At 66.2% G+C, this 21,432-nt stretch carries 21 protein-coding genes; 9 read left to right on the top strand and 12 right to left on the bottom strand.

Annotation, left to right across the window (positions count from 1 at the left end; genetic code table 11):
* Window positions 1-26: 26 nt before the first annotated feature.
* Window positions 27-413 carry a Rid family detoxifying hydrolase gene (locus QEP15_RS12130; RefSeq protein ID WP_056317538.1) on the bottom strand — a complete coding sequence of 129 codons (387 nt, stop codon included), beginning with the start codon at window positions 411-413 and terminating at the stop codon, window positions 27-29.
* A gap of 96 nt (window positions 414-509) precedes the next feature.
* Window positions 510-1,436, bottom strand: a complete 927-nt coding sequence (locus QEP15_RS12125; RefSeq protein ID WP_280148813.1) for a LysR family transcriptional regulator — start codon at window positions 1,434-1,436, stop codon at window positions 510-512.
* A gap of 94 nt (window positions 1,437-1,530) precedes the next feature.
* Between QEP15_RS12125 and QEP15_RS12120 the strand changes: the two genes are divergently transcribed.
* Genes QEP15_RS12120 through QEP15_RS12110 form a run of 3 tightly spaced genes read left to right on the top strand, consistent with a single transcriptional unit; the run spans window position 1,531 to window position 4,269 of the window.
* Window positions 1,531-2,889: an acyclic terpene utilization AtuA family protein gene (locus QEP15_RS12120; protein WP_217618045.1), complete on the top strand. Its 1,359-nt coding sequence runs from the start codon at window positions 1,531-1,533 to the stop codon at window positions 2,887-2,889.
* The gene (locus QEP15_RS12115; RefSeq protein ID WP_152384372.1) at window positions 2,886-3,269 is read left to right on the top strand and encodes an AtuA-related protein; all 384 of its coding nucleotides are present in this window, start codon (window positions 2,886-2,888) and stop codon (window positions 3,267-3,269) included. The genes QEP15_RS12120 and QEP15_RS12115 overlap by 4 nt, the downstream gene beginning before the upstream one ends.
* Before the next feature lie 37 nt (window positions 3,270-3,306).
* Window positions 3,307-4,269, top strand: coding sequence for a Bug family tripartite tricarboxylate transporter substrate binding protein (locus tag QEP15_RS12110; RefSeq protein ID WP_056317529.1), 963 nt, complete (start codon window positions 3,307-3,309; stop codon window positions 4,267-4,269).
* A gap of 100 nt (window positions 4,270-4,369) precedes the next feature.
* Here the strand turns inward: QEP15_RS12110 and QEP15_RS12105 are convergent, their stop codons facing one another.
* The gene (locus QEP15_RS12105) at window positions 4,370-5,146 is read right to left on the bottom strand and encodes a ferredoxin--NADP reductase (protein WP_056317527.1); all 777 of its coding nucleotides are present in this window, start codon (window positions 5,144-5,146) and stop codon (window positions 4,370-4,372) included.
* A 349-nt stretch (window positions 5,147-5,495) separates the two neighbouring features.
* On the opposite strand from QEP15_RS12105, the gene QEP15_RS12100 reads away from it, so the two are divergent.
* The 3 genes from QEP15_RS12100 (at window position 5,496) to QEP15_RS12090 (ending at window position 9,136) form a co-directional block, all read left to right on the top strand.
* Complete coding sequence (locus tag QEP15_RS12100; RefSeq protein WP_062841138.1) at window positions 5,496-6,539, top strand: Fe(3+) ABC transporter substrate-binding protein; 1,044 nt, start codon at window positions 5,496-5,498, stop codon at window positions 6,537-6,539.
* Window positions 6,540-6,683: 144 nt separating this feature from the next.
* A complete protein-coding gene (locus QEP15_RS12095) occupies window positions 6,684-8,354 on the top strand; it encodes an ABC transporter permease (protein WP_152384371.1) in 1,671 nt (556 codons plus the stop codon).
* Between the two features lie 5 nt (window positions 8,355-8,359).
* Window positions 8,360-9,136 carry an ABC transporter ATP-binding protein gene (locus QEP15_RS12090; RefSeq protein WP_056317520.1) on the top strand — a complete coding sequence of 259 codons (777 nt, stop codon included), beginning with the start codon at window positions 8,360-8,362 and terminating at the stop codon, window positions 9,134-9,136.
* Between the two features lie 52 nt (window positions 9,137-9,188).
* Here the strand turns inward: QEP15_RS12090 and QEP15_RS12085 are convergent, their stop codons facing one another.
* Complete coding sequence (locus QEP15_RS12085; RefSeq protein WP_062841199.1) at window positions 9,189-10,166, bottom strand: Bug family tripartite tricarboxylate transporter substrate binding protein; 978 nt, start codon at window positions 10,164-10,166, stop codon at window positions 9,189-9,191.
* Between the two features lie 207 nt (window positions 10,167-10,373).
* Here QEP15_RS12085 and QEP15_RS12080 point away from each other — a divergent pair, with 207 nt between their 5' ends.
* Together QEP15_RS12080 and QEP15_RS12075 are read left to right on the top strand one after the other, a co-directional pair.
* Complete coding sequence (locus QEP15_RS12080; RefSeq protein WP_217618048.1) at window positions 10,374-11,120, top strand: SDR family NAD(P)-dependent oxidoreductase; 747 nt, start codon at window positions 10,374-10,376, stop codon at window positions 11,118-11,120.
* A gap of 55 nt (window positions 11,121-11,175) precedes the next feature.
* Window positions 11,176-11,640 (top strand): RidA family protein, encoded by a 465-nt coding sequence (locus tag QEP15_RS12075; protein ID WP_217618049.1) that lies wholly within the window; start codon window positions 11,176-11,178, stop codon window positions 11,638-11,640.
* 6 nt (window positions 11,641-11,646) lie between these two features.
* On the opposite strand, the gene QEP15_RS12070 is transcribed toward QEP15_RS12075, so the two are convergent.
* The 5 genes from QEP15_RS12070 to QEP15_RS12050 all read right to left on the bottom strand — a co-directional run bounded on the left by QEP15_RS12070 (window position 11,647) and on the right by QEP15_RS12050 (window position 16,061).
* Complete coding sequence (locus QEP15_RS12070) at window positions 11,647-12,552, bottom strand: LysR family transcriptional regulator (RefSeq protein ID WP_217618050.1); 906 nt, start codon at window positions 12,550-12,552, stop codon at window positions 11,647-11,649.
* A gap of 54 nt (window positions 12,553-12,606) precedes the next feature.
* Complete coding sequence (locus tag QEP15_RS12065; RefSeq protein WP_175155426.1) at window positions 12,607-13,479, bottom strand: alpha/beta fold hydrolase; 873 nt, start codon at window positions 13,477-13,479, stop codon at window positions 12,607-12,609.
* A 171-nt stretch (window positions 13,480-13,650) separates the two neighbouring features.
* Window positions 13,651-14,241, bottom strand: a complete 591-nt coding sequence (locus QEP15_RS12060) for a CGNR zinc finger domain-containing protein (protein WP_280148812.1) — start codon at window positions 14,239-14,241, stop codon at window positions 13,651-13,653.
* Window positions 14,242-14,344: 103 nt separating this feature from the next.
* Window positions 14,345-15,250 carry a pirin family protein gene (locus tag QEP15_RS12055; protein WP_063954930.1) on the bottom strand — a complete coding sequence of 302 codons (906 nt, stop codon included), beginning with the start codon at window positions 15,248-15,250 and terminating at the stop codon, window positions 14,345-14,347.
* Between the two features lie 112 nt (window positions 15,251-15,362).
* Entirely contained in the window at window positions 15,363-16,061 is a 699-nt protein-coding gene (locus QEP15_RS12050; protein ID WP_062841145.1) for a pirin family protein, read from the bottom strand.
* A 181-nt stretch (window positions 16,062-16,242) separates the two neighbouring features.
* On the opposite strand from QEP15_RS12050, the gene QEP15_RS12045 reads away from it, so the two are divergent.
* A complete protein-coding gene (locus QEP15_RS12045; protein WP_152384368.1) occupies window positions 16,243-17,154 on the top strand; it encodes a LysR family transcriptional regulator in 912 nt (303 codons plus the stop codon).
* A 30-nt stretch (window positions 17,155-17,184) separates the two neighbouring features.
* Here the strand turns inward: QEP15_RS12045 and ntrC are convergent, their stop codons facing one another.
* The 3 genes from ntrC to glnA all read right to left on the bottom strand — a co-directional run bounded on the left by ntrC (window position 17,185) and on the right by glnA (window position 21,357).
* On the bottom strand, window positions 17,185-18,693 hold the full coding sequence (gene ntrC, locus QEP15_RS12040; protein ID WP_152384367.1) for a nitrogen regulation protein NR(I): 1,509 nt from the start codon (window positions 18,691-18,693) through the stop codon (window positions 17,185-17,187).
* A complete protein-coding gene (gene glnL, locus QEP15_RS12035) occupies window positions 18,693-19,757 on the bottom strand; it encodes a nitrogen regulation protein NR(II) (RefSeq protein ID WP_056317491.1) in 1,065 nt (354 codons plus the stop codon). The genes ntrC and glnL overlap by 1 nt, the downstream gene beginning before the upstream one ends.
* Window positions 19,758-19,944: 187 nt before the next feature.
* Window positions 19,945-21,357, bottom strand: coding sequence for a type I glutamate--ammonia ligase (gene glnA / locus QEP15_RS12030; RefSeq protein ID WP_056317488.1), 1,413 nt, complete (start codon window positions 21,355-21,357; stop codon window positions 19,945-19,947).
* Between the last annotated feature and the right edge of the window lie 75 nt (window positions 21,358-21,432).

Genomic DNA, 21,432 nt, shown 5'->3' with positions numbered 1-21,432 from the left:
CCTGGTATGAAACGTCCGGGCGCGCCTTACAGGACCATGATCGCTTCGACTTCGAACTGGGCGCCCTTGGGCAGGCTGGCCACGCCGATCGTCGAACGCGCCGGGAACGGCTGCGGGATGATCTCGGCCATGATGGCGTTGGCCGCCGTGAACTTGCCCAGGTCGGTCAGGAACAGCGTGAGCTTGACCACGTTGTCCAGCGTGCCGCCTGCAGCCTTGATGACTTCCTGCATGTTGGCAAATGCCTGACGCACCTGCGCGTCGAAGTTTTCAGAGACCAGGTCGCCGGTGCCGGGCTCCAGGCCAATCTGGCCCGATAGGTAGACAGTCTTGGTGCCGCTGACGGCAACCGCTTGCGAGTAAGGGCCAACGGCGGCAGGCGCGCTGTCGGTATGAATGATTTGCTTGCTCATGGGCGGAATCCTTCTGGTGACGGATAGAAGCTACAACTATCGAAGTTTAATCAGCAATAGACGTTTGCGAAAGTGGCGTATTGCCGTAAAGATGGCCTAGGTCTGATCCGGCGCACCCGCCGGATGACCGGCGCCGCCGATATCGCCCCGATGCGCGATCAGCAGATCGGCCAGCGCCTGCGCCGCCACCGACAGGCTGCGGCCCTTGCGGCGCACCAGGTAAAGCGGCCGCGTCAACGCGCGGCCCGCCAGCGGCACGATACGCAGATCGGCGCTGCGGAAATGAAAAAGCGTCATGGCGGGTACGACCGATACGCCAAGTCCTGCGCGCACCAGGCCCGTGACGGTCGCCAGGTGTTCAACCTCGAAAACCGGCAACGGCGCCTCGGCGCCCAATGCTTCGTCCAGATGTTTGCGCACACTGCTGCCGCGCGCAAGCTGGATGATGGGATGGCGCAGCACGTCGCGCAGCCGCACGCGCGACTGGCCAGCCAGGGGATGGTCCGCGCGGCACACCAGAAAGTAGCGGTCCGTGTGCAGGAATTCGCTGTCCAGATCCGTCATGTCCGGCCGCCGCGAGGCCACGGCAAAATCGGCCACGCCGCTTTGCACCATGTCCAGGCACGGATCGAGCAAGGCATCGCGCAGATCCAGCACGATGCCCGGGTGATCCTGCTGGAACCGCGCTAGCAGATCGGGCAGCCAACCCGCCGCCAGCGACGGCAGCGCGGCCAGCGTTACCCTGCCCCGGCGCCGGTCCGCCAGGTCGCGCAGGTCGCCCATTGCCAGGTCCATGTCCGCCAGCAGGCGGCGCGCGGTCGCATCCAGCACACGGCCTTCGGCAGTCAGCTCCACGTGCCGCGTGTTGCGATCAAAGAGCCGCACGCCGGCGGCGTCTTCCAGCGACCGGATCAGCGCACTGAACGCGGGCTGCGTCAGGTGGCAGCGCTGCGCGGCGCGCGTGAAGTGCCGTTCATCGGCCAGGGCCACGAAGGCGCGCAATTGGCGGGACGATAGATTCATGGGTTTCTTGTATTAATCGATCCGATTTTTCTATTTTACGGATGATCGTGCCTTGCCTATAGTCGTCCCAACCCTGAACGCGCCTGGACTGCTCATGTCTCAAACTCCCTTGCTCATCGGCTGCGCCTCCGGATTTTCCGGCGACCGCAGCGATGGCGCCGCGGCCGTGGTCCGCACCCTGGCCGCCCAAGGCGGCGGCACGTTGATCTTCGAGACGCTGGCCGAACGCACCTTGGCATTGGCGCAGCTGGCTCGCAACGACGACCCGAACCGCGGCTATGAACCGCTGCTGGACGAGCTGGTGGGGCCGATCCTGGCCGATTGCCTGCGCCACGGCATCAACATCGTCAGCAATTTCGGCGCGGCCAATCCGCCCGCCGCCGCGCGGCGTATCGCCGAACTGGCGTGCGAACAGGGCCTGCCCGTGCCGCGTATCGCCGTCGTGCACGGCGACGCGCTCAATGGCGCCGAACACCGCGATTTGTTGGCGCAGCGCCTGGGTGCGGCGCTGGACGGCCTGGACATCGTCAGCGCCACCGCATACCTGGGCGCCACCGAAATCGCCGAGGCGCTGGCCGCCGGCGCGCAGATCGTGGTCGCCGGCCGCGTGGCGGACCCTTCGCTGACGCTCGGCCCGGCGCTGGCGCATTTCGGCTGGGATCCGGCCGACTGGCCGCGTCTGGGCCGCGCCACCATGGCGGGCCACATGCTGGAATGCGGACTGCAGGTCACCGGCGGCTACTTCTGCGTCCCGGGGCTGAAAGAGGTTCCCGACGTACACGCGGCCGGTTTCCCGATCGCCGAGATCCAGGCCGACGGCGAGTTCGTGATCGGCAAGGCCGACGGCACGGGCGGCGCGGTCGATGCGCGCACGGTGAAGGAACAACTGCTTTATGAAGTGCACGATCCGGCGCGCTACCTGACGCCCGACGTGGTGGCTGACCTGAGCCAGGCGCGCGTGGTCGAGCTGGGCGGCAATCGGGTCGCGGTTCACGGCATCACCGGCCACGCGCGGCCGCCGGAACTGAAGGTGAACGTCTGCTATCGCGGCGGCTGGCTGGCCGAAGCGGAAATCTCGTATGCAGGCGTGCAGGCCGAGGCGCGCGCCCGCTTGGCAGCCGACATCGTCCAGAAGCGCCTGGGCGCGGATTTCAAGCTGCGGGCGGACCTGATTGGCGCCATCAGCATCCTGGGCGACGACGCCGGGGAAATGCGCCGCGCGCTTGCCGATAGCCATGCCCGCGACGTGCGGCTGCGGCTGGCCACTGAAAACGCCGACCGCGCACAAGCCGAACGCGTGCTACGCGAAGTGACCGCGCTTTATACCTGCGGACCGGCGGGCGGCGGCGGCGTGCGCACCGCCCTGCGCCCGCGCCTGAACATGATGTCCTGCACCATTCCCCGCGAAGCCGTAAAGAGCGGCTGGACCTTCCTGGAGGAGATCGCGCCATGAACCAGCCCCTGCTCGCCGTGCCGCTGTACCGGCTGGCTCACAGCCGCTCCGGGGACAAGGGCGATATCTCGAACCTGAGCCTCATCGCCTGGGACCCCGAATGCTTTGACGTGCTGACCGCGCAAGTGACCGAATCGCGCGTGGCGCAATGGTTCGCTTACCGCCACCCGAAACGCGTGACGCGGTATGCGCTGCCGATGCTCAATGCCATGAACTTCGTGCTGGAGGGTGTGCTGGATGGCGGCGTCAACGACGCGCTGAACCTGGACACCCATGGCAAGAGCCTGTCTTTCAGATTGCTGGACATGACGGTGGAGGTCAGCCCCGAGCTGGCGAGCCGGCTGCCAGACATACCCGGCGACCGTCCCGCGGCCGCCTGATTTCAGTTCCGATAAAAAAACACCACAGGAGACATACATGCGCATCACTACCAAGGGCCGGCTGGCCCTGCTGCTGGCCGCCGCCCTGCCCTTCTCGGCCATGGCGCAATTTCCCGCCAAGCCCATCACTTTCATCGTGCCGTTCGCGGCCGGCAGCGCGACCGACCAGATCGGCCGGGCCATCGGCCAGGGCGTCACCGAGCAGACCGGACAGGCGGTCGTGATCGAGAACAAGCCCGGCGCCAGCGCCATGATCGGCGCGGCCGCCGGCGCCCGCGCCACGCCCGATGGCTATACCGTGCTCATCACCACCAACACCACGCACGCGGCCAACGAGCACCTGTACAAGTCGCTGACCTACGATCCCGTCAAGGATTTCGCGCCCCTCACACTGCTGGGCAAGGGTGGGCAGATCATGGTGGTCAACCCCAGTTCGTCCGCCAAGACGGTGGGCGACTTCCTGGCGCAGGCCAAGCAGTCGCCGGGCAAGCTGAGCTTTGGCAGCGGCAGCTCCAGCAGCCGCATCGCCGGCGAGCTGTTGCAGCAGATGGCCAATGTGCAACTGCTGCACGTGCCGTACAAGAGCAATCCGCTCGCGGTTACCGACCTGCTGGGCGGCCAGATCGACATGATGATCACCGACACGGCCACGGGTCTGCCGCAGGTCAAGTCCGGCAAGCTTCGTGCGCTGGGCGTCACGGGCAAGGCCCGCTCGCCGCTGGCCCCCGACGTGCCCACCATCGCGGAAGCCGGCGTGCCCGGCTACGAAATGGGCTACTGGTTCGCCGCCTACGCGCCGGCCGGCACCCCGCCCGACGTGGTCAAGCGCCTGAACGAACTGCTGGTCAATGCCACCAAGGCCAAGGCCGCGCAACAGTTCTATGCGCAGACCGGCACGGACGCCGCCAGCTCGTCGCCCGAGGAACTGGCCACGTTCCAGCAAGCCGAGTCCAAGAAGTGGGGCGAGATCATCAAGAAGGCAGGCATTCAGCCCGAATGATTCACGCCAGGCGTGGCGTTGCCGCTTCACGCCAAAACAAACAACCCATCGCGATGTGCGATGGGTTGTTCGTTGAAGCCGTGAACGGAAGCCGTCTGGCTTATTTGTCCACGAAGGCGCGTTCGACGACGTAGTCGCCCGGCTGGCCCACGCCCGGCGACACAGTGAAGCCGCGGCTGTCGAGCATGGCGCTGATGTCGGCCAGCATGTGCGGGCTGCCGCAGATCATGGCGCGATCGGTTTCGGGGTTGATCTGCGGAATGCCGATGTCGGCGCAGAGCTTGCCGTTTTCAAGCAGTTCGGTGATGCGGCCTTGATTGCGGAAAGGCTCGCGCGTGACGGTGGGGTAGTACACCAGCTTGTCGCGCACGATATCGCCGAAGAATTCGTTGTTCGGCAGTTCGTTCTCGATGTAGTCGGCGTAGGCCAGCTCGCTGACCCAGCGCACGCCGTGCACCAGAATGACCTTGTCGAAGCGTTCGTAGACGTCCGGGTCTTTGATGATGCTCATGAAGGGCGCCAGGCCGGTGCCGGTGCCGAACAGGAACAGATGCTTGCCGGGCTTGAGGTCGTCGACGACCAGCGTGCCGACGGGCTTGCGGCTGACGAGGATGGTGTCGCCCTCTTTCAGGTGCTGCAGGCGCGAGGTGAGCGGGCCGTTCTGCACCTTGATGCTGAGGAATTCGAGGTTTTCTTCGTAGTTGGCGCTGGCGATGCTGTAGGCCCGCAGCAGCGGCTTGCCTTCGACTTCGAGGCCGATCATCACGAAGTGGCCATTGTGGAACCGCAAGGCCGCGTCACGCGTCGTGGTGAAGGAAAACAGGGTGTCGTTCCAGTGGTGCACGCTAAGTACGCGCTCTGTGTTGAAAGCAGCCATGTCGTATTCAGTAAGGGCGGACGGTGGTCGGACGGGGCCCGGCTGCGCCGCGGAGGTCATTCCGAGCCGCAAAAAAAAGCCGCGGTCGGCATTAGGGTTGTCCCTATTCTACAAGGTCTCGTTGATAACTGCTCTCATTATTCCGTAATACCCTTATTCCAAGTTGACGGGGATCAACGTCTTGCAGGGACGGCTTACGAGCAGTTGAACGGCGCAATGCTTCCTGTTATTGTCGCTCTCTCTTTTGATAATCATTTTCGTTAGCAGACTGCTTTGCGTGGCGGCGCCCCCTGAGCGCGGCAGGCGCGCGGCAACAAATTCGTTTCGGCCCTAGCTGGAGTTCCCCCTCATGATCAATCGTCCCCAATTGAATTCGCTGCTGCGCGCGCTCGCGCTGGCTGGCGCCGCCGCCTTCACCGTGTCGGCCAACGCCGCCGAGGAAGTCAGCCTGTACACCACCCGGGAACCCAAGCTGATCCAGCCGCTGCTGGATGCCTTCACCAAGGAAAGCGGCATCAAGGTGAACACCGTCTTCGTCAAGGACGGCCTGCTCGAGCGCGTGAAGGCTGAAGGCGCCAAGTCGCCCGCCGACGTGCTGATGACCGTGGACATCGGCAACCTGCTCGACCTGGTGGACGGCGGCGTGACGCAAGCCGTCAAGTCGGACACCCTCAATTCGGTCATTCCCGCCAACCTGCGCGGCGCCGATGGCAAATGGTATGCCCTGTCGTTGCGCGACCGCGTGCTGTACGTCGAAAAGGACCTGAAGCTCGAAGCCTTCCGCTACGAAGACCTGGCCGACCCCAAGTGGAAGGGCAAGGTCTGCATCCGCTCGGGCCAGCACCCCTACAACACCGCGCTGGTCGCCTCCATGATCGCGCATGACGGCGCCGAAGCCACCGAAAAGTGGCTGCGCGGCGTCAAGGCCAACCTGGCCCGCAAGGCCGCCGGCGGCGACCGCGACGTGGCGCGCGACATCCTGGGCGGCATTTGCGACATCGGCCTGGCCAACGCCTACTACGTCGGCCACATGAAGAACGCCGAGCCCGGCACCGACGCCCGCAAGTGGGGCGACGCCATCAAGGTCATCCGCCCGACGTTCGCCAACGCCAAAAGCGGCGGCACGCACGTGAACGTCAGCGGCGCGGCGGTCGCGGCGCACGCCCCCAACAAGGCCAACGCCGTCAAGCTGCTGGACTTCCTGGTGTCCGAACCCGCCCAGGCCATGTACGCCCAAGCCAATTACGAGTACCCCGTCCGCAAGGGCGTGAAGCTGGACCCGGTGATCGCAAGCTTCGGTGAACTGAAGGTCGATCCCCTGCCCCTGACCGAGATCGCCAAGCATCGCAAGCAAGCCAGCGAATTGGTGGACAAGGTCGGCTTCGATAACTGATAAGCTGCCGCACCGCGCTGCCGGCGTGCAGCGCGTGACCACGGCAACGACACGCGCGGGCCCCTGAAGCGGGGCCGCGCGTAGGGCCTGTTCCCGCTTTTTGGGGGGAACAGGCCTTGACTTTGATGCAACCGACTTTGAAGCATGTATACAGAATCCTTGCCCAGGCCGCTGCGGCTGCGCTGGTCTGAACGCGGAACCGGCTGGCTGGTCGGCGCCGGCCTGATCGCGTTGGCGGTGCTTGCGCCGGTCTTGACGCTGGGCTGGTGGGCGCTGGGCGGCAGCCTTGGACACTGGCAGCACCTGGCCAGCTATGTGCTGCCGCAGGCAATGGCGAACACGGTGATGCTGCTGGCCGGCGTGGGTATCGTCGTGACGTTGCTGGGCACCGGGGCCGCGTGGCTGGTGACCGCTTACGAATTTCCGACGCGCCGGATGCTGACCTGGGCGCTGTTGCTGCCCCTGGCCGTGCCGACCTACATCATCGCGTTCGCCTATCTGGACCTGCTGCATCCCATCGGCCCCATCCAGTCGGCGATCCGAGCCCTGCTGGGCTACGACAGCCCGCGCGAGTTCCGCCTGCCCGATTTGCGTTCCATCTACGGCGCCATCTTCGTGCTGGGCTTCGTGCTGTATCCCTACGTCTACCTGAGCACCCGCGTCATGTTCATGACGCAGGCGGCCGGCCTGCTTGAAGCGGCCCGGACGTTGGGCGCGGGCCGTGTGGCGGTGTTCTGCCGCGTCGCCCTGCCCCTTGCCCGTCCCGCGATCGTGGTGGGCGTGAGCCTGGCGCTGCTCGAAACGCTGAACGATATCGGGGCCTCCGAATTTCTCGGGGTGCAAACGCTGACCGTCTCCGTCTACACCACCTGGGTGACCCGCTCGGACCTGGCCGGCGCGGCGCAGATTGCGCTGACCATGCTGGCGATCGTCATCGGGCTGATCCTGCTGGAACGCCATGGCCGCAAGCGGCAGCGCTATGCCAACACGCAGCGCATGCGTCCGATGCAGCCGCGCCGGCTGCGCGGCCCCGCTGCCGCGGTGGCGGCCGTGCTGGGCTGGATTCCGGTGCTGGTGGGCTTCGCCGCGCCGGCGCTGTATCTGGTCGTGGAAACCTACAAGCGCCTGCATCTGGTGGGCGGCGTCTCGGACCAGTTGTTCGGCGGCCTGACCAACACCCTCATCGTCGCGTCCAGCGCCACGGTCGTCACCCTGCTGTGCGGCCTGATCGTTGCGTGGGCGGGCCGCAGCCTGCGCGAAAGCGCCGGGTTCAACCCGGGCCGCGCGTGCGCCCGCGTCGCCAGCCTGGGCTACGCGGTGCCCGGCACCGTGCTGGCCATTGGTCTTCTCACCCCGTTCGTGTGGATCGACACCGCCGTCGCGCGCGTCTTCGGCGGCACGGGCCTGTTCCTGATGGGCTCGATGGGCGCGCTGGTCTGCGCCTACGCCATCCGCTTCCTGGCGATTTCGACCGGGGCGGTGGAAGCCGGGCTGGCGCGCATCCCGCCGTCGCTCGAGCAGGCCTCGCGCCTCCTGGGCGAAACGTCGGCAGGCACCCTGCGCCGCGTCCACCTGCCCCTGCTGCGGCCGGCGCTGGCGGCCAGCGCGCTGCTGGTGTTCGTGGATGCCATGAAGGAACTGCCCGCCACGCTGCTGCTGCGCCCCATGAATTTCGACACCCTCGCCACGTGGCTGTACGCGGAAGCCGCGCGCGGCACGTACGAAGAAGGCGCCGTGGCCGCGCTGGCCATCGTCCTGGCCGGCCTGCTGCCGGTCATCCTGCTGGCGCGCACCAATCTGAAAATGGGACATTGATCATCGTGCCCGATCTGTTAGAAATCGACCATATCTCCCTCGCCTACGAGACGCCTGCGGGCGTCAAGCCGATCGTGCAGGACTTGTCGCTGGGCCTGCCCGCCGGCCACATCGGCTGCCTGCTGGGCGAATCCGGCTGCGGCAAGACCACCGTGCTGCGCGCCATTGCCGGCTTCGAGCCGGTGCGAGCCGGCCGCATCCTGCTGGACGGCACGGTCATCTCATCGCCCACTGAACAGGTTGCGCCCGAGCTGCGCCGCGTGGGCATGATGTTCCAGGACTACGCGCTGTTTCCCCATCTGACCGTCGGCCTGAACGTGGCGTTCGGACTGCGCAAGCTGTCGCGGCAGGATCGCGCCCGCCGCGTCGAAGAAATGCTGGAACTCGTCGGCCTGGCGCATGCTGCCAGCAGCTATCCCCACGAGATCTCCGGCGGCCAGCAGCAACGCGTGGCATTGGCGCGCGCGCTGGCGCCGTCGCCCGACCTGCTGCTGCTGGACGAACCGTTCTCGAACCTGGACGTGGACACGCGCGAGCGCCTGGCCTTCGAGGTGCGCGAGATCCTGAAGACCACGGGCCACACCGCGATCCTGGTCACGCACAACCAGGCCGAAGCCTTCGCCATCGCCGACCGCATCGGGGTGATGGCCAAGGGCCGTATCGCGCAGTGGGACACGCCCTACAACCTGCACCATCACCCGGCCGACGCCTTCGTGCGCGACTTCATCCGCCGCGAGGCGCTTGAAGAGCAGCGCGAACAGGCGCTGGCGCGCGGCCGCTAGCCGGGTCCCCGGCGCCCCCGGCGCCAGCCGTGCCGGGACCGCGCCTGGCGGTTCAGTCCGCCGACAGCTTCACCTTCTGCGACAAGGCCTTGAAGGCCTCATGCTGGCTTTGCGTCAGACGCTCGACTTCCTGCGGGGTCGAGCCATAGGGCATGAAGCCGGCCTTCTCAAGCTTGTCCTTGACGTCCGGCATGGCGAGCGCCGCCTGGAAGGCTTCGCTCAACGCGCGCGTCACCTCGGGCGACATGCCGGCCGGCCCATACACCGCAAACCACGGATCCACCACCGCCCCTGAATAGCCCAGTTCGGCCAGCGTCGGCACGTTTGGCAGCGCCGGCGCACGCTTGCTGCCCGTCACCGCCAGCGCGCGGATCTTGCCCGCATTGATGTGCGGCAGCGACGCGGGCAGATTGTCGAACATCACGGGCAGGTGCCCGCCCAGCAGATCGTTCAAGGCCTGGGCGCTGCCCTTGTACGGCACGTGCTGCATGCCTGCCCCGGTCACTTGGTCGAACATCACCCCCGCAAGGTGCATGGACGTACCCGTGCCGGGCGTGCCGTACGACGTGTTGGGATTTGCCTTGGCGTAGGCCACCAGATCCTTGACGCTGTCCACCTTCACGGACGGCCCCACCTCCAGCACCACGGACGACGCGCCCAGCATGCTGATTCCCGTGAAATCCTTGGTCGGATCGAACGGCATCTTCGGGTACACGAAGGGATTGAGCGCATTCGTCGAGATCGCGCCAAAGCCGATGACGTAGCCGTCCGGCGCCGCCTTGGCCACGGCATCCATCCCGATGTTGCCGCCCGCCCCGGGACGGTTCTCGACGATGACAGGCTGCCCGAGTTTCTCGGCCACCTTCTGTCCCGCCGTGCGCGCGACCAGATCGGTGGTCCCGCCGGCGGTATACGGCACGATGAAGGTGATGGGCTTGGCCGGATAGCCGGCGGCGTGCGCCGGCATGGCGCATTGGATCAACGCCAGCGCGGCCAATCCGCGCAGCGCATGATGGGTATTGCAACGCATGATGTCTCCCTCCCGTTTGTTGTTGATGCACGGGTAGCGCATCTTATCGCCGGACGGCGCCGCCGCCCAGCGGCGACGCCCGCGCTTGTTCCGCCACGTATCAATTCATGTTCCGCCACGGGCGTTTATTGCCCGGCCGCCGGCTCCTATAGTTCGTCTCACTGTCTGAGCGCGCAGGCATCCCAAAAGCCAAACCGGAGTATTGAAATGTCGAACAAGACTGTAGTGATCACGGGCGCGTCCAGCGGAATCGGATTTGCCCTGGCGCAGGCATACCTGCGCCGCGGCGACAACGTGGTGGGCAACGCCCGCAGCCAGCAGGGATTGGATGCGGCCGCGGAGCGCCTGGCGCACGAAGGACTGGGCCTGCCCGACCGCTTCCTGGCTGTCGCCGGCGACATCGCGCTGGCCAGCACCGCCCGCGCCATCGTGCGCCAGGCCACCGAGCGGTTTGGCCGCATCGACGTGCTGGTCAACAACGCCGGGATCTTCATTCCCAAGCCGCTGGGCGAGTACACCGACGAAGACCTGGACCGCATCATCGACACCAACCTGAAGGGCTTCTTTCACATCACCCAGCAGGCGGCGGGGCATATGTCCGAAAACCGCGAGGGCCACATCGTCAACATCACGGCCAGCATCGCCATGCAGCCCAGCAGCCGGGTCCCCGCTCTGCTGCCCGTGCTGATCAAGGGCGGCCTGAATCACGCCACACGGGCCTTGGCCATCGAATTGTCGGACAGGAACATCCGCGTCAACGCGGTGGCGCCCGGCATCATCGAGACGCCGATGCACGATCCGGCCACGTTCGGCTTCCTGAATTCGTTGCAGCCGGCCGGCCGCATGGGCAAGGTGGAGGACATTGTCGGGGCGGTGACCTACCTGACCGACTCGGCCTACACCACCGGCGCGATCCTTCCGGTCGATGGCGGCGCCGCCGCCGGCCACTGGTAGCAAACCCCAGCGGACGCCCGCCGCGCGGCGGGCGTCCCAATGCTAAGAGATCGCTATGACCATTGAAGCCAGACTGGCCGACCTAGGCCTGGCCCTTCCGCCCGCCCCTCAGCCACTGGGCCAGTACACCGCCGCCAGCCAGGCGGGCGACCTGCTGTTCATCTCGGGCCAATTGCCCCTGCGCGACGGGCGCGTGGTGTGGCAGGGCCGAGTGGGCGCGGAGCTTACCGTCGATCAGGGCCGGCAGGCCGCCGAACTTGCCGCGCTGAACGTGCTGGCGCAGATTCGCCAGCACACCGGCAGCTTCGACCGGCTGGACCACCTTGTCCGTGTCGAAGGCTATGTGGCCAGCGCGCCGGGCTTTCTGGATCAGCCCACCGTGCTGGATGGCGCATCCGGCCTGTTCGCGCGCGTGCTCGGCGATAAGGCCGGCCACGCGCGCACCGCCAATTCGGTTGCGCAGCAGCCGGGCAACGCGGCAGTGATCCTGGTGGTGATCGCGCAGTTGAAAGGCCGCTGACCTCGCTCAGTCCGCCAGCTTGTCGACCAGAAAATCGACAAACGCCCGCACCCGGCGCGATACGTGCCGGGCATGCGGGTACAGCAACACGAACGGCCGGGTGCTGCCGCCATGTTGCTGCAGCACTTCGATCAGCCTGCCCTCGCGCAGGTCGTCCTCGACCACGAAGCGATACGTCTGGAATAGCCCGGCGCCCGCCCGGGCCAACGTCACGCCGCCCAGCACATCCTCGCCCGTGCCATAGGCGCCGTCGGTCACGATGTCGACCGCTTCGCCGTCCACCTGAAACGTCCACGGAATGCGGCGGCCACTGCTGGGCCGGTCGAACTGGATGCAATCGTGCGCGGTCAGATCCTCCAGTGCTTGCGGCGTGCCGCGCCGGCGCAGGTACTCGGGCGCGCCGACCACCACCAGCTCCGCATCCTCCAGCTTGCGCGCGATCAGCGCCGAGTCGTCGGGCGCGCGCCCGCGCACCGACAGGTCATAGCCGTCATCGGCAAAATCGACATTGCGGTTGCTGATGTGGACGTGCACGTCCACGTTGGGATACTTGTCGCGAAACGCGGGCAGCAGCGGCAGGACGCGGTAATGCGCATAGGGCGTGGGCAAGCTGATGCGAAGGCGCCCCGCCGCGCCCTGCCCGCCCACCTGGCGTTCGGCGTCGACCAGTTGCGCAATGGCCGGGCGCACCTGCTCGAAGTAGGCGCGTCCTTCGTCGCTCAGGCGGATATGCCGGGTGCTGCGCACGAACAGCCGGATGCCCAGCCGCGCCTCCAGCCGCGAGACGCTGCGGCTGACGGCCGCCGGCGTCACACCCGCGGCGTTGGCGGCCGCGGTAAAACTGCTGAGTTCCGCCGCCAGGCAGAACATCTCGATGCTGCCCAGCTGCAGGTCGTCAAAGTGGCGCGTCATTCGGGCTCCTGCCGTGACATCCGGCCGGGGAAACCATCGAGCCGCCCTTGCCGGTCAGCGCCCCAACACATCGATGATGCGCTGGGCGATGTACTGGCCGTGAGTTTCCAGCGCGAAGTGGCCCGTGTCCAGCAGTTCAACCACGGCATCCGGATTGTCGCGCCGATAGGCCTCGGCGCCCGGCGGAATGAAGAACGGATCGTTGCGCCCCCAGATTGCCAGCGTTGGCACCTGGGCCTGACGGAAGAACGCCTGGAACGCGGGGTATTGCGTCAGGTTGTTCGCGTAGTCCAGAAACAGATCGAGCTGGATGTCCTTGTTGCCCGGCCGTTCAAGCAGGGCCGCGTCCAGCGTATACCCTTCGGGCGCGACGCTGTCCGGATCCGCCACGCCGTGCACGTACTGCCACTTGGTGCCTTCGAAGTTCAGGATGGCGTCGTGAATGGTCTGGCGGTTGGCGGGCGACGGGTCGTTCCAGTAGGCGCGGATGGGCGCCCACGCGTCGCCCAGGCCGTCGAGATACGCGTTCCCGTTCTGCGACACGAGGCCGGTCACGCGCTCGGGGTGCGCCACCGCAAGCCGCAATCCGGTCGGCGCGCCGTAGTCAAAGAAATACATCGCGTAGCGGGTCAGCCCCAGTTCGTCCACAAACGCTTCCAGCGATTTGGCCAGGTTGTCGAAGGTGTAGCGGTAGCCGCGCTCGGCCGGGACTTCGGTGAAGCCAAAGCCGGGCAGATCGGGCGCGATGACGCGAAAGTGCGCGGCCAGTTGCGGGATGACATTGCGGAACTGATGCGACGACGTGGGAAAGCCATGCAGCAGCAGGAGCACGGGCGCTTGCGGGTCGCCGGCTTCGCGATAGAAAAAGCGCAGGCCGTCGGCTTGCGCATGGCGGTAGTGGACGGTGTGGTCGGGCTGGGCGTTCATGAGGATCTCCGGTATTCGGGCAAGGAATGACGATGGGGTTTCGAAGCTTCACGGCACAGTCTACGCATTTTGCGTAACCTGTCAACATCGGCTTTAATGGTTACACAAGGATGATTTGGCGCGGCGATGAAAAAGCCCGGCATGAGCCGGGCTGGAAACCATCGATCGTTGTCATTTCGCCTTGGCGCTGGCGTCCGCCGCCTCGCGCTGCCGGAACGCCGCCACCTTGTGCCGGTTGCCGCACAACGCCATGCTGCACCAGCGCCGCTTGTGCGAGCGCGTTCGGTCGTAGAACCAGAGCGAGCACGCATCGCTTTCGCATTTGCGTACCAGGCCGAAGTCGCCATGCGCCAGCAGATCGGCGGCCGCCTCTGCCACCGGCAGCAGCCATTGCGCCGCCGTCTGCGAGGGATAACGGCGCGACACCACCAGGCTGCCATCGTCTGCCGGCGCAAGCTCGAGGCGACTGCCGCCCGCCGCCAGCGCGCGATTCAGCGCGGAAAGCGCCAGCGGTGCGTGCGCCTTGCGCTGGGCGACCAGCTCTCGCACGGTTTCGCGCAGGCCGCGCGCGCTTTCCAGCAAACCGGACGGCGCGGCGCCCTGCGCGGCGGCGACACCCGCTAGCGACAGCCAGCCCGCCACGTCCGCATCCGACTGCCATCGGTCGACGGGGCCGGCGCTGCTCTGCTCGACAGTGTTGATCATGTCCAGGGCGACGTGGTCGCCCAGTTGTCGGAATTCGGGTGCGTGGCTGGTGTTCATGGTGATCTCCGGCGACAGTGTAACCCTTAAAAATAAACGATAAAAGTTACACGATCATGGGGCGGCATTGCGCCGCCCTTCACGCATTGTCATCCCGCCCCGCTCAGTTGCGCGGTTCCGGCAGCGGAATGTATTCGGTCTCGTCGCCGGGCACGATCTGATCGAAGCGCGTGCGTTGCCAATCCTGCTTGGCCTGTTCGATCCGGTCCTTGCTGCTGGACACAAAGTTCCACCACACGAAGCGCGGACCGTCGAGCGGCTCGCCGCCAAGCAGCGCGAAGCGCGCGGCGGTCTTGGCCCGGATCTGCACCGGCTTGCCCGGGGCAAACACCACCAGGCGACCGCTCTCGTATTCCTGGCCGTCGATTTCCACCGTGCCACTGGCCAGATAGGCCGCGCGTTCTTCGTGCTCGGCCGGCAGCACCGTCGTGGCGCCCGGTTGCAGTTGCAGGTCGCCGTAGAAGAGAGGCGACAACGTCTTGACCGACGAGGTCTTGCCGAACATCGAACCGGCGACGACCTGGGCACGCACGCCCTCGCCTTCGACCACCGGCTGCGCATCCAGGCCGTAATGCACGAAACCCGGATCGGTTTCTTCGTGCGCCTTGGGCAGGCCAACCCAGATCTGCAGCCCCGAGAGCCGCTGCGGCGCTAGGCGGCTTTCCGGCGAGGAGCGTTCGGAGTGGACGATCCCGCGGCCGGCGGTCATCCAGTTCACTTCACCGGGCAGGATGGTTTGCGTGTTGCCTGCCCCGTCGCGGTGGACCATGGAGCCTTCGTACAGGTAGGTGACGGTGGACAGCCCGATATGCGGATGCGGCCGCACGTCGATGCCGGCGCCGATGTCGAAGTCCGCCGGACCCATCTGGTCCAGGAAGACGAACGGACCGACGCTGCGGCGCTGCATGGAAGGGATGGCGCGGCGGACGGAGAATCCGCCCAGGTCGCTGGTGCGCGGCACCACGACGGTTTCGATCTGGCTTTCGCCGGCTTGGGACAGGGTCGACATGGTGCAATGCTCCGCAATGGATTGGCCTGGGGCCATCTTAATGGCCTCGGTGCAGGTAATGGGGGTAATCGGGTAAGCCGGGCGGATTCCAGGATCCGCCCGCCGGATGGCGTCAGGCCAGGTCGAACACCAGCACTTCGGCGTCCTTGCCGCCCGACAGCTCGACGCTGCCGGTGTCGGTGATCGCCACGGCGTCACCGGCATTGAGCGCGGCGCCGTTGACGGTCACGCTGCCGCGGGCAACATGGACCCAGGCGCGGCGGCCGGCGGCCAGCGGCAGCGAGGCTGACTCGTCGCCATCGAACAGGCCAGCGTAAAGACGCGCGTCCTGATGGATCTTCATCGATCCATCGATGCCGTCGCCCGACACCAGGGCCTGGAGACGGCCACGCTTTTGCGCATCGCTGAAGGCGCGCTCTTCGTATTCCGGCGCAATGCCAGTCACGTTGGGCTCGATCCAGATCTGCAGCATGTGCGTTTCGGCATCGGGGCGGGGATTGAACTCCGAGTGCATCACGCCGCGGCCGGCGCTCATGCGCTGGACGTTGCCGGGCTGGATTTCCGAGCCGCTGCCCATGCTGTCCTTGTGAGCGATCGCGCCATCCAGCACATACGTGATGATCTCCATGTCCCGGTGACCGTGCGTGCCGAAGCCGCGGCCCGCGGCGATGCGGTCGTCATTGATCACGCGCAGCGCGCCAAAGCCCATGTGAGCCGGATCGTAGTAGTTGGCAAAGGAGAAGGTATGGAACGAATCGAGCCATCCGTGGTTGGCGTGACCCCGTTCAGCAGCGCGGCGGATCGTAAGCATGGTGAACTCCTGTTTCAATAATATGAATGGTTAGGGCTGCGTCTTGGCTGGGCTTTCTGCCTTGCCGTTTGTCTGCAATCCCGGCATGAGTGATATTCTGCGCGCCCCGACCGCCGGTTTTGGCGCTATATTTTGATGACTTCATTCAAATTTTTTGAATCCCCACTTTTCGCCCCCTTCCATGCAGCCCATCACGCCCGAACTCCTCGTCCTCGTTGACGCCATCGCGCGCCACGGCAGCTTCGCCAAGGCCGCGCGCGAACTAGGCAAGGTGCCCTCCGCCGTCACGTATTCCATCCGCAAGCTCGAAGACGGCCTGGACGTGCTGCTGTTTGACCGATCGGGGCATCGGGCGCTCTTGACGCCAGCGGGCGAGGCGCTGCTCAAGGACGGCCGGCATCTGCTGCAGTCGCTGGACGAACTGGCCAGCCGGGTCAAGCGCATCGCGACCGGGTGGGAGGTGCAGCTGCGCATTGCGGTCAGCGCGGTGCTGCCGTGGCGGCCCATCTATGACCTGATCGATGAATTCCATGCGGTGGGCAGCGCCACGACGCTGCGTTTCTCCACCGAAGTCCTGAGCGGCAACTGGGATGCGCTGACCTCAGGGCGCGCGGACCTGGTGATCGGTGCGGGCGCGGCGGGCGAGCCGACGGGCCCTTATCGCTCGCAGGCGATCGGCGTGATGCAATTCGGGTTCTGTGTGGCGGCGAACCATCCGCTGGCCGCCCTGCCCCAGCCGCTTAGCCGCGCCGAGATCACGCGCTACTGCGCGGTCGTTATTGCCGACACCTCACGCAACCTGCCCGTGCAGTCGCGCGGCATTCTGTCGGATCAGCCGACGCTGGTGATGCCGTCGATGCAGGCCAAGATCGAGGCGCAGGTGCGCGGCCTGGGCTGCGGCTATCTGCCGCTAACGCTGGCCGCGCCCTACCTGGCGCAGGGTCTGCTGGTGGTGTGTGAGACCGATGAGGGCATGTCCCTGACGGAACACGTAGCCTACGCCTGGCGGGCGGAGCCGCCGGGCGAGGCCATGAAGTGGTGGCTGCAGAAGCTGAAGTCCCCGCGTCTGTGCGAGAGCCTGCTCGGGCTATAGACCGGTCCACCGGACCGGCCCATTGCACGGCTATTCGTCTTCGATGCCCAGCTCGCGCAGCTTGCGCGTGATGGTATTGCGGCCGATCCCCAGACGGGAGGCGGCTTCCACCCGGCGCCCGCGGCTGGCGTCCAGCGCGCTTTGCAAGAGGATTTTCTCGAACTGGCGGGTCAGCGTCGCCATGACGGCCGGTTCGCCGCGCTCCAGCCGGTACTGCGCGTCGCGCAGCAGCGAATCCTGCCAATTGCGCGGCGCGGCGTCGCCTGCGGCTTGCTCGGCGTACGCGCCGGCTTGCACCACGGTGCCCACTCCCGCGACGGGCGGGGCGGCCCGCAAGGGCGCCGCCGCGCCCGGCTGCGGCTGGTGTTCCATGGCCCGGATCTCGGGCGGCAGGTCCACGCGGTCCACCGTCTGGCCGGGCGCCATCACCGTCAGCCAATGGCAGAAGTTTTCAAGCTGGCGCACGTTGCCGGGAAAGTCGAACTTGGTCAGCACGGCCAGCGCCTCGGGCGTCAGCCGCTTGACGGGCACGCCAAGCGTGCGCGCGCTGGCGGTCAGGAAGTGCTGGGCCAGCGCGGGAATGTCCTCGACACGCTCGCGCAGCGGCGGCAGCCGCAGCCGGATCACGTTCAAGCGGTGAAACAGGTCTTCGCGAAACAACCCCTGCTCGACCCGCTGCTCCAGCGGCTGGTGCGTGGCGGCCACGATGCGCACATCCACGCGCACGGGTTGCGCGCCGCCCACACGATAGAAGCTGCCCTCGGCCAGCACGCGCAACAGGCGCGTCTGCAGTTCGATCGGCATGTCGCCGATTTCGTCCAGGAACAAGGTGCCGCCGTGCGCCTCTTCGAAGCGTCCGCGGCGCAGATTGTTGGCGCCGGTGAAGGCGCCGCGCTCGTGGCCGAAGAGTTCGGCTTCCAGCAGGTCGCGCGGGATGGCCGCGGCGTTCAGCGCCACGAACGGTCCGCTGGCACGCACGCCGTGGCCGTGCAGCGCGCGGGCCACCAGCTCTTTGCCGGTGCCGGACTCGCCGGTGATCAGGACGGTGACCTTGGACTGGGCCAGCCGGCCGATCGCGCGAAAGACTTCCTGCATGGCGGTGGACGACGATTGCGTCATCATCCAGCGCTCGTTGTTCTGCGACGCCTCGCCCTGCCCCTCCGGGCTTTCGGGCTGCGCCGATTCCTGCATGGCGCGCTGGATCAGCGCGACCGCCTCGTTCACGTCGAACGGCTTGGCCAGGTAATCGAACGCGCCGCCCTGAAACGCGGACACGGTGCTGTCCAGGTCGGCGAACGCCGTCATCACGATGACCGGCAGGCCGGGATGGCGCTCTTTCAGTTGGCGCAACAGCTCCAGGCCGTTGCCGCCGGGCATCCGGATGTCGGACACCAGCGCCACGGGCGTTTCACGCGAAAGCGCCTCCAGCACGTCGGCCGATTGGGAAAAACTGCGGGTGGGGACGCCAGCGCGGGCCAGGGCCTTTTCGAGGACCCAGCGGATGGCCTGGTCGTCGTCGACGATCCATACGGGTTTCATCAGTTTGCGGGCTCCATCGGGAGGACCAGGCGAAACTCGGTGCGCCCCGGTCGGGATTCAAATTCGATGATGCCGCCGTGCTGTTGCACGAAGTCCTGCGCCAGGCTCAGGCCCAGGCCGGTGCCGCCCGCCCTGGCCGTGACCAGCGGGTGGAAGATGCGGTCGCGGATGTGTTCCGGCACGCCAGGACCGTTGTCGATGATTGACAGCACCAGCGCCAGGCGGTGCTGACGGTGCGCCAGCATGACCTGCCGCGCGACACGCGTGCGCAGCGTCACCACGCCGGGTTCGGTCTGCGGACCTTGCGGACGCGCCACCAGCTCCTGCGCGGCATTGCGTGCAACGTTGAGCACGGCCTGCATCAGGCGGGCGGCGTCGCCCTTCAGGTCCGGCACCGAGGCGTCGTAGTCGCGCTGGATCGTGACGTCGTTGCGGAACTCGGCCTGGATCAGCGCGCAGACGCGCTCGCAGATTTCATGGATATTCACCGGCCGCGCATTGAGCGGCACACGTTGCGGACCGCTCAGGCGGTCCACCAGCGCCTGCAGGCGGTCGGCTTCCGAAATGATGACCTGGGTGTACTCGGCCAGGGCCGCGCTGGGCAGCTCGGCCTCCAGCAACTGTGCGGCGCCGCGCAGTCCGCCCAGGGGATTCTTGACTTCATGCGCCAGATTGCGCAGCAGTTCGCGGTGGGCTTCGATCTCGTCCACCAGCCGGTGGTTGCGGTCGGCCAGCACGCGTTGCTCGATTTCGCGCGTTTCGATCAGTACCGGCCAGCGCTGGCCGGTCAGTCCCACGGTGGTCACCGAGACTTCCACGGATTCGGTGGCGCGGCGCAACGAGGCCAGTTGCCTCACGTCGGCGTACCTGCCGCCCGCGGCGCGGTCGATCGATGACTGGATATTCTCAGGGTTGTCGTACAGGGTGGCGGCTGAGTGCCCGCCTAGTTGCTTGCGCGAACGGCCGAAAAGGTCCTCGGCGGCTGCGTTGGCGTATTCGATGTGGCCGCGCTCGTTGACCAGGAAAACTGACGTGGCTAGCAGATCGAGAGCTTCAACATTCATTTTCAACGTACCCGAATGGACAGGGGAAAGCGGAACGCGTCCGCGACGGGCGAGCCGGCCCGACGCCCTGCCCGCCGGCGCGGCGCCGGGCGGGCAATTCATCGGGCGGCTACCTGGTGGTGCGCGTGGTGTGGGCCCTGGTTTCTGCCTACATCATCGCGCTCCCCCCAGCCACGGCCTCAAGACATCAGAGGCTGTAGTACATGTCGAATTCGACCGGGTGCGTCGTCATGCGCAGACGCGTCACATCGGCCATCTTCAGGTCGATGTAGGCGTTGAGCATGTCGTTGCTGAACACGCCGCCACGGGTCAGGAACTCGCGATCCTTGTCCAGGGCTTCCAGCGCTTCTTCCAGCGAGGCGCAGACGGTCGGGATCTTCGCGTCTTCTTCCGGCGGCAGGTCGTACAGGTTCTTGTCGGCCGGATCGCCGGGGTGAATCTTGTTCTGGACGCCGTCCAGGCCGGCCATCATCAGGGCCGAGAAAGCCAGGTACGGGTTGGCCAGGGGATCCGGGAAGCGCGTTTCGATGCGGCGGCCCTTCGGGTTGCCAACGTACGGAATGCGGATCGAAGCCGAGCGGTTGCGGGCCGAGTAAGCCAGCTTCACGGGCGCTTCGAAGTGCGGGACCAGACGCTTGTACGAGTTCGTGCCGGGGTTGGTGATGGCGTTCAGGGCACGGGCGTGCTTGATGATGCCGCCGATGTAGTACAGGGCGAATTCAGACAGGCCGGCGTAGCCGTTGCCCGCGAACAGGTTCTGGCCGTCCTTCCAGATGGACTGGTGGACGTGCATGCCGGAGCCGTTGTCGCCAACGATGGGCTTGGGCATGAACGTGGCGGTCTTGCCGTAGGCGTGGGCCACGTTGTGCACGATGTACTTGACGATCTGCGTCCAGTCGGCGCGCTGGACCAGCGTGCTGAACTTGGTGCCGATTTCGAGCTGGCCGGGGGCCGCCACTTCGTGGTGGTGCACTTCGACCGGCACGCCCATCTGTTCCATCAGCAGGCACATTTCCGAACGCATGTCCTGGAACGAATCGACCGGCGGAACGGGGAAGTAGCCGCCCTTCACGCCCGGACGGTGGCCGGTGTTGCCGCCTTCGAATTCCAGGCCCGTGGACCACGGCGCTTCTTCGGACTTGATCTTGACGAACGTGCCCGACATGTCGGTGTTCCAGGTCACGCCGTCGAACACGAAGAATTCGGGTTCCGGACCGAAGTAGGCGGTGTCGCCCAGACCGGAGGACTTCAGGTAGGCTTCGGCGCGCTTGGCCAGCGAGCGCGGGTCACGGTCATAGCCCTTCAGGTCCGACGGTTCGACCACGTCGCACGACAGGATCAGGGTCGGCTCTTCGCGGAACGGATCCAGGTTGGCGGTGGAGCAGTCGGGGATGAGGAGCATGTCGGAGGCTTCGATGCCCTTCCAGCCCGGAATCGACGAACCGTCGAAAGCCTGCCCGCTTTCCAGCTTGTCTTCATCGATAGCAGTGGTGGGCACGGAAACGTGGTGCTCACGGCCAACCGTATCGGTAAAGCGGAAATCCACGAATTTCACTTCGTTATCGGCGATCTGTTTCAGGACGTCTTTCGGGCTTGCCATGTCATCTCCATTAGATAAAAGGGTCGAGGGCTTTGCCCGTCGACTGGCATAAAAGAGGGAAGCAATAAGCGTGCC

This window comes from Achromobacter mucicolens (genome assembly GCF_029866465.1).
Classification (GTDB): domain Bacteria; phylum Pseudomonadota; class Gammaproteobacteria; order Burkholderiales; family Burkholderiaceae_B; genus Achromobacter; species Achromobacter mucicolens.
Note: the sequence above shows the minus strand (reverse complement) of the source record. Positions and strands in the feature narration are given on the sequence as shown.

Coding starts and splice junctions, on each gene's coding strand:
- QEP15_RS12130 (WP_056317538.1), bottom strand. CDS start 413: ATGAGCAAGCAAATCATTCATACCGACAGCGCGCCTGCCGCCGTTGGC.
- QEP15_RS12125 (WP_280148813.1), bottom strand. CDS start 1,436: ATGAATCTATCGTCCCGCCAATTGCGCGCCTTCGTGGCCCTGGCCGAT.
- QEP15_RS12120 (WP_217618045.1), top strand. CDS start 1,531: ATGTCTCAAACTCCCTTGCTCATCGGCTGCGCCTCCGGATTTTCCGGC.
- QEP15_RS12115 (WP_152384372.1), top strand. CDS start 2,886: ATGAACCAGCCCCTGCTCGCCGTGCCGCTGTACCGGCTGGCTCACAGC.
- QEP15_RS12110 (WP_056317529.1), top strand. CDS start 3,307: ATGCGCATCACTACCAAGGGCCGGCTGGCCCTGCTGCTGGCCGCCGCC.
- QEP15_RS12105 (WP_056317527.1), bottom strand. CDS start 5,146: ATGGCTGCTTTCAACACAGAGCGCGTACTTAGCGTGCACCACTGGAAC.
- QEP15_RS12100 (WP_062841138.1), top strand. CDS start 5,496: ATGATCAATCGTCCCCAATTGAATTCGCTGCTGCGCGCGCTCGCGCTG.
- QEP15_RS12095 (WP_152384371.1), top strand. CDS start 6,684: ATGTATACAGAATCCTTGCCCAGGCCGCTGCGGCTGCGCTGGTCTGAA.
- QEP15_RS12085 (WP_062841199.1), bottom strand. CDS start 10,166: ATGCGTTGCAATACCCATCATGCGCTGCGCGGATTGGCCGCGCTGGCG.
- QEP15_RS12080 (WP_217618048.1), top strand. CDS start 10,374: ATGTCGAACAAGACTGTAGTGATCACGGGCGCGTCCAGCGGAATCGGA.
- QEP15_RS12075 (WP_217618049.1), top strand. CDS start 11,176: ATGACCATTGAAGCCAGACTGGCCGACCTAGGCCTGGCCCTTCCGCCC.
- QEP15_RS12070 (WP_217618050.1), bottom strand. CDS start 12,552: ATGACGCGCCACTTTGACGACCTGCAGCTGGGCAGCATCGAGATGTTC.
- QEP15_RS12065 (WP_175155426.1), bottom strand. CDS start 13,479: ATGAACGCCCAGCCCGACCACACCGTCCACTACCGCCATGCGCAAGCC.
- QEP15_RS12060 (WP_280148812.1), bottom strand. CDS start 14,241: ATGAACACCAGCCACGCACCCGAATTCCGACAACTGGGCGACCACGTC.
- QEP15_RS12055 (WP_063954930.1), bottom strand. CDS start 15,250: ATGTCGACCCTGTCCCAAGCCGGCGAAAGCCAGATCGAAACCGTCGTG.
- QEP15_RS12050 (WP_062841145.1), bottom strand. CDS start 16,061: ATGCTTACGATCCGCCGCGCTGCTGAACGGGGTCACGCCAACCACGGA.
- QEP15_RS12045 (WP_152384368.1), top strand. CDS start 16,243: ATGCAGCCCATCACGCCCGAACTCCTCGTCCTCGTTGACGCCATCGCG.
- ntrC (WP_152384367.1), bottom strand. CDS start 18,693: ATGAAACCCGTATGGATCGTCGACGACGACCAGGCCATCCGCTGGGTC.
- glnL (WP_056317491.1), bottom strand. CDS start 19,757: ATGAATGTTGAAGCTCTCGATCTGCTAGCCACGTCAGTTTTCCTGGTC.
- glnA (WP_056317488.1), bottom strand. CDS start 21,357: ATGGCAAGCCCGAAAGACGTCCTGAAACAGATCGCCGATAACGAAGTG.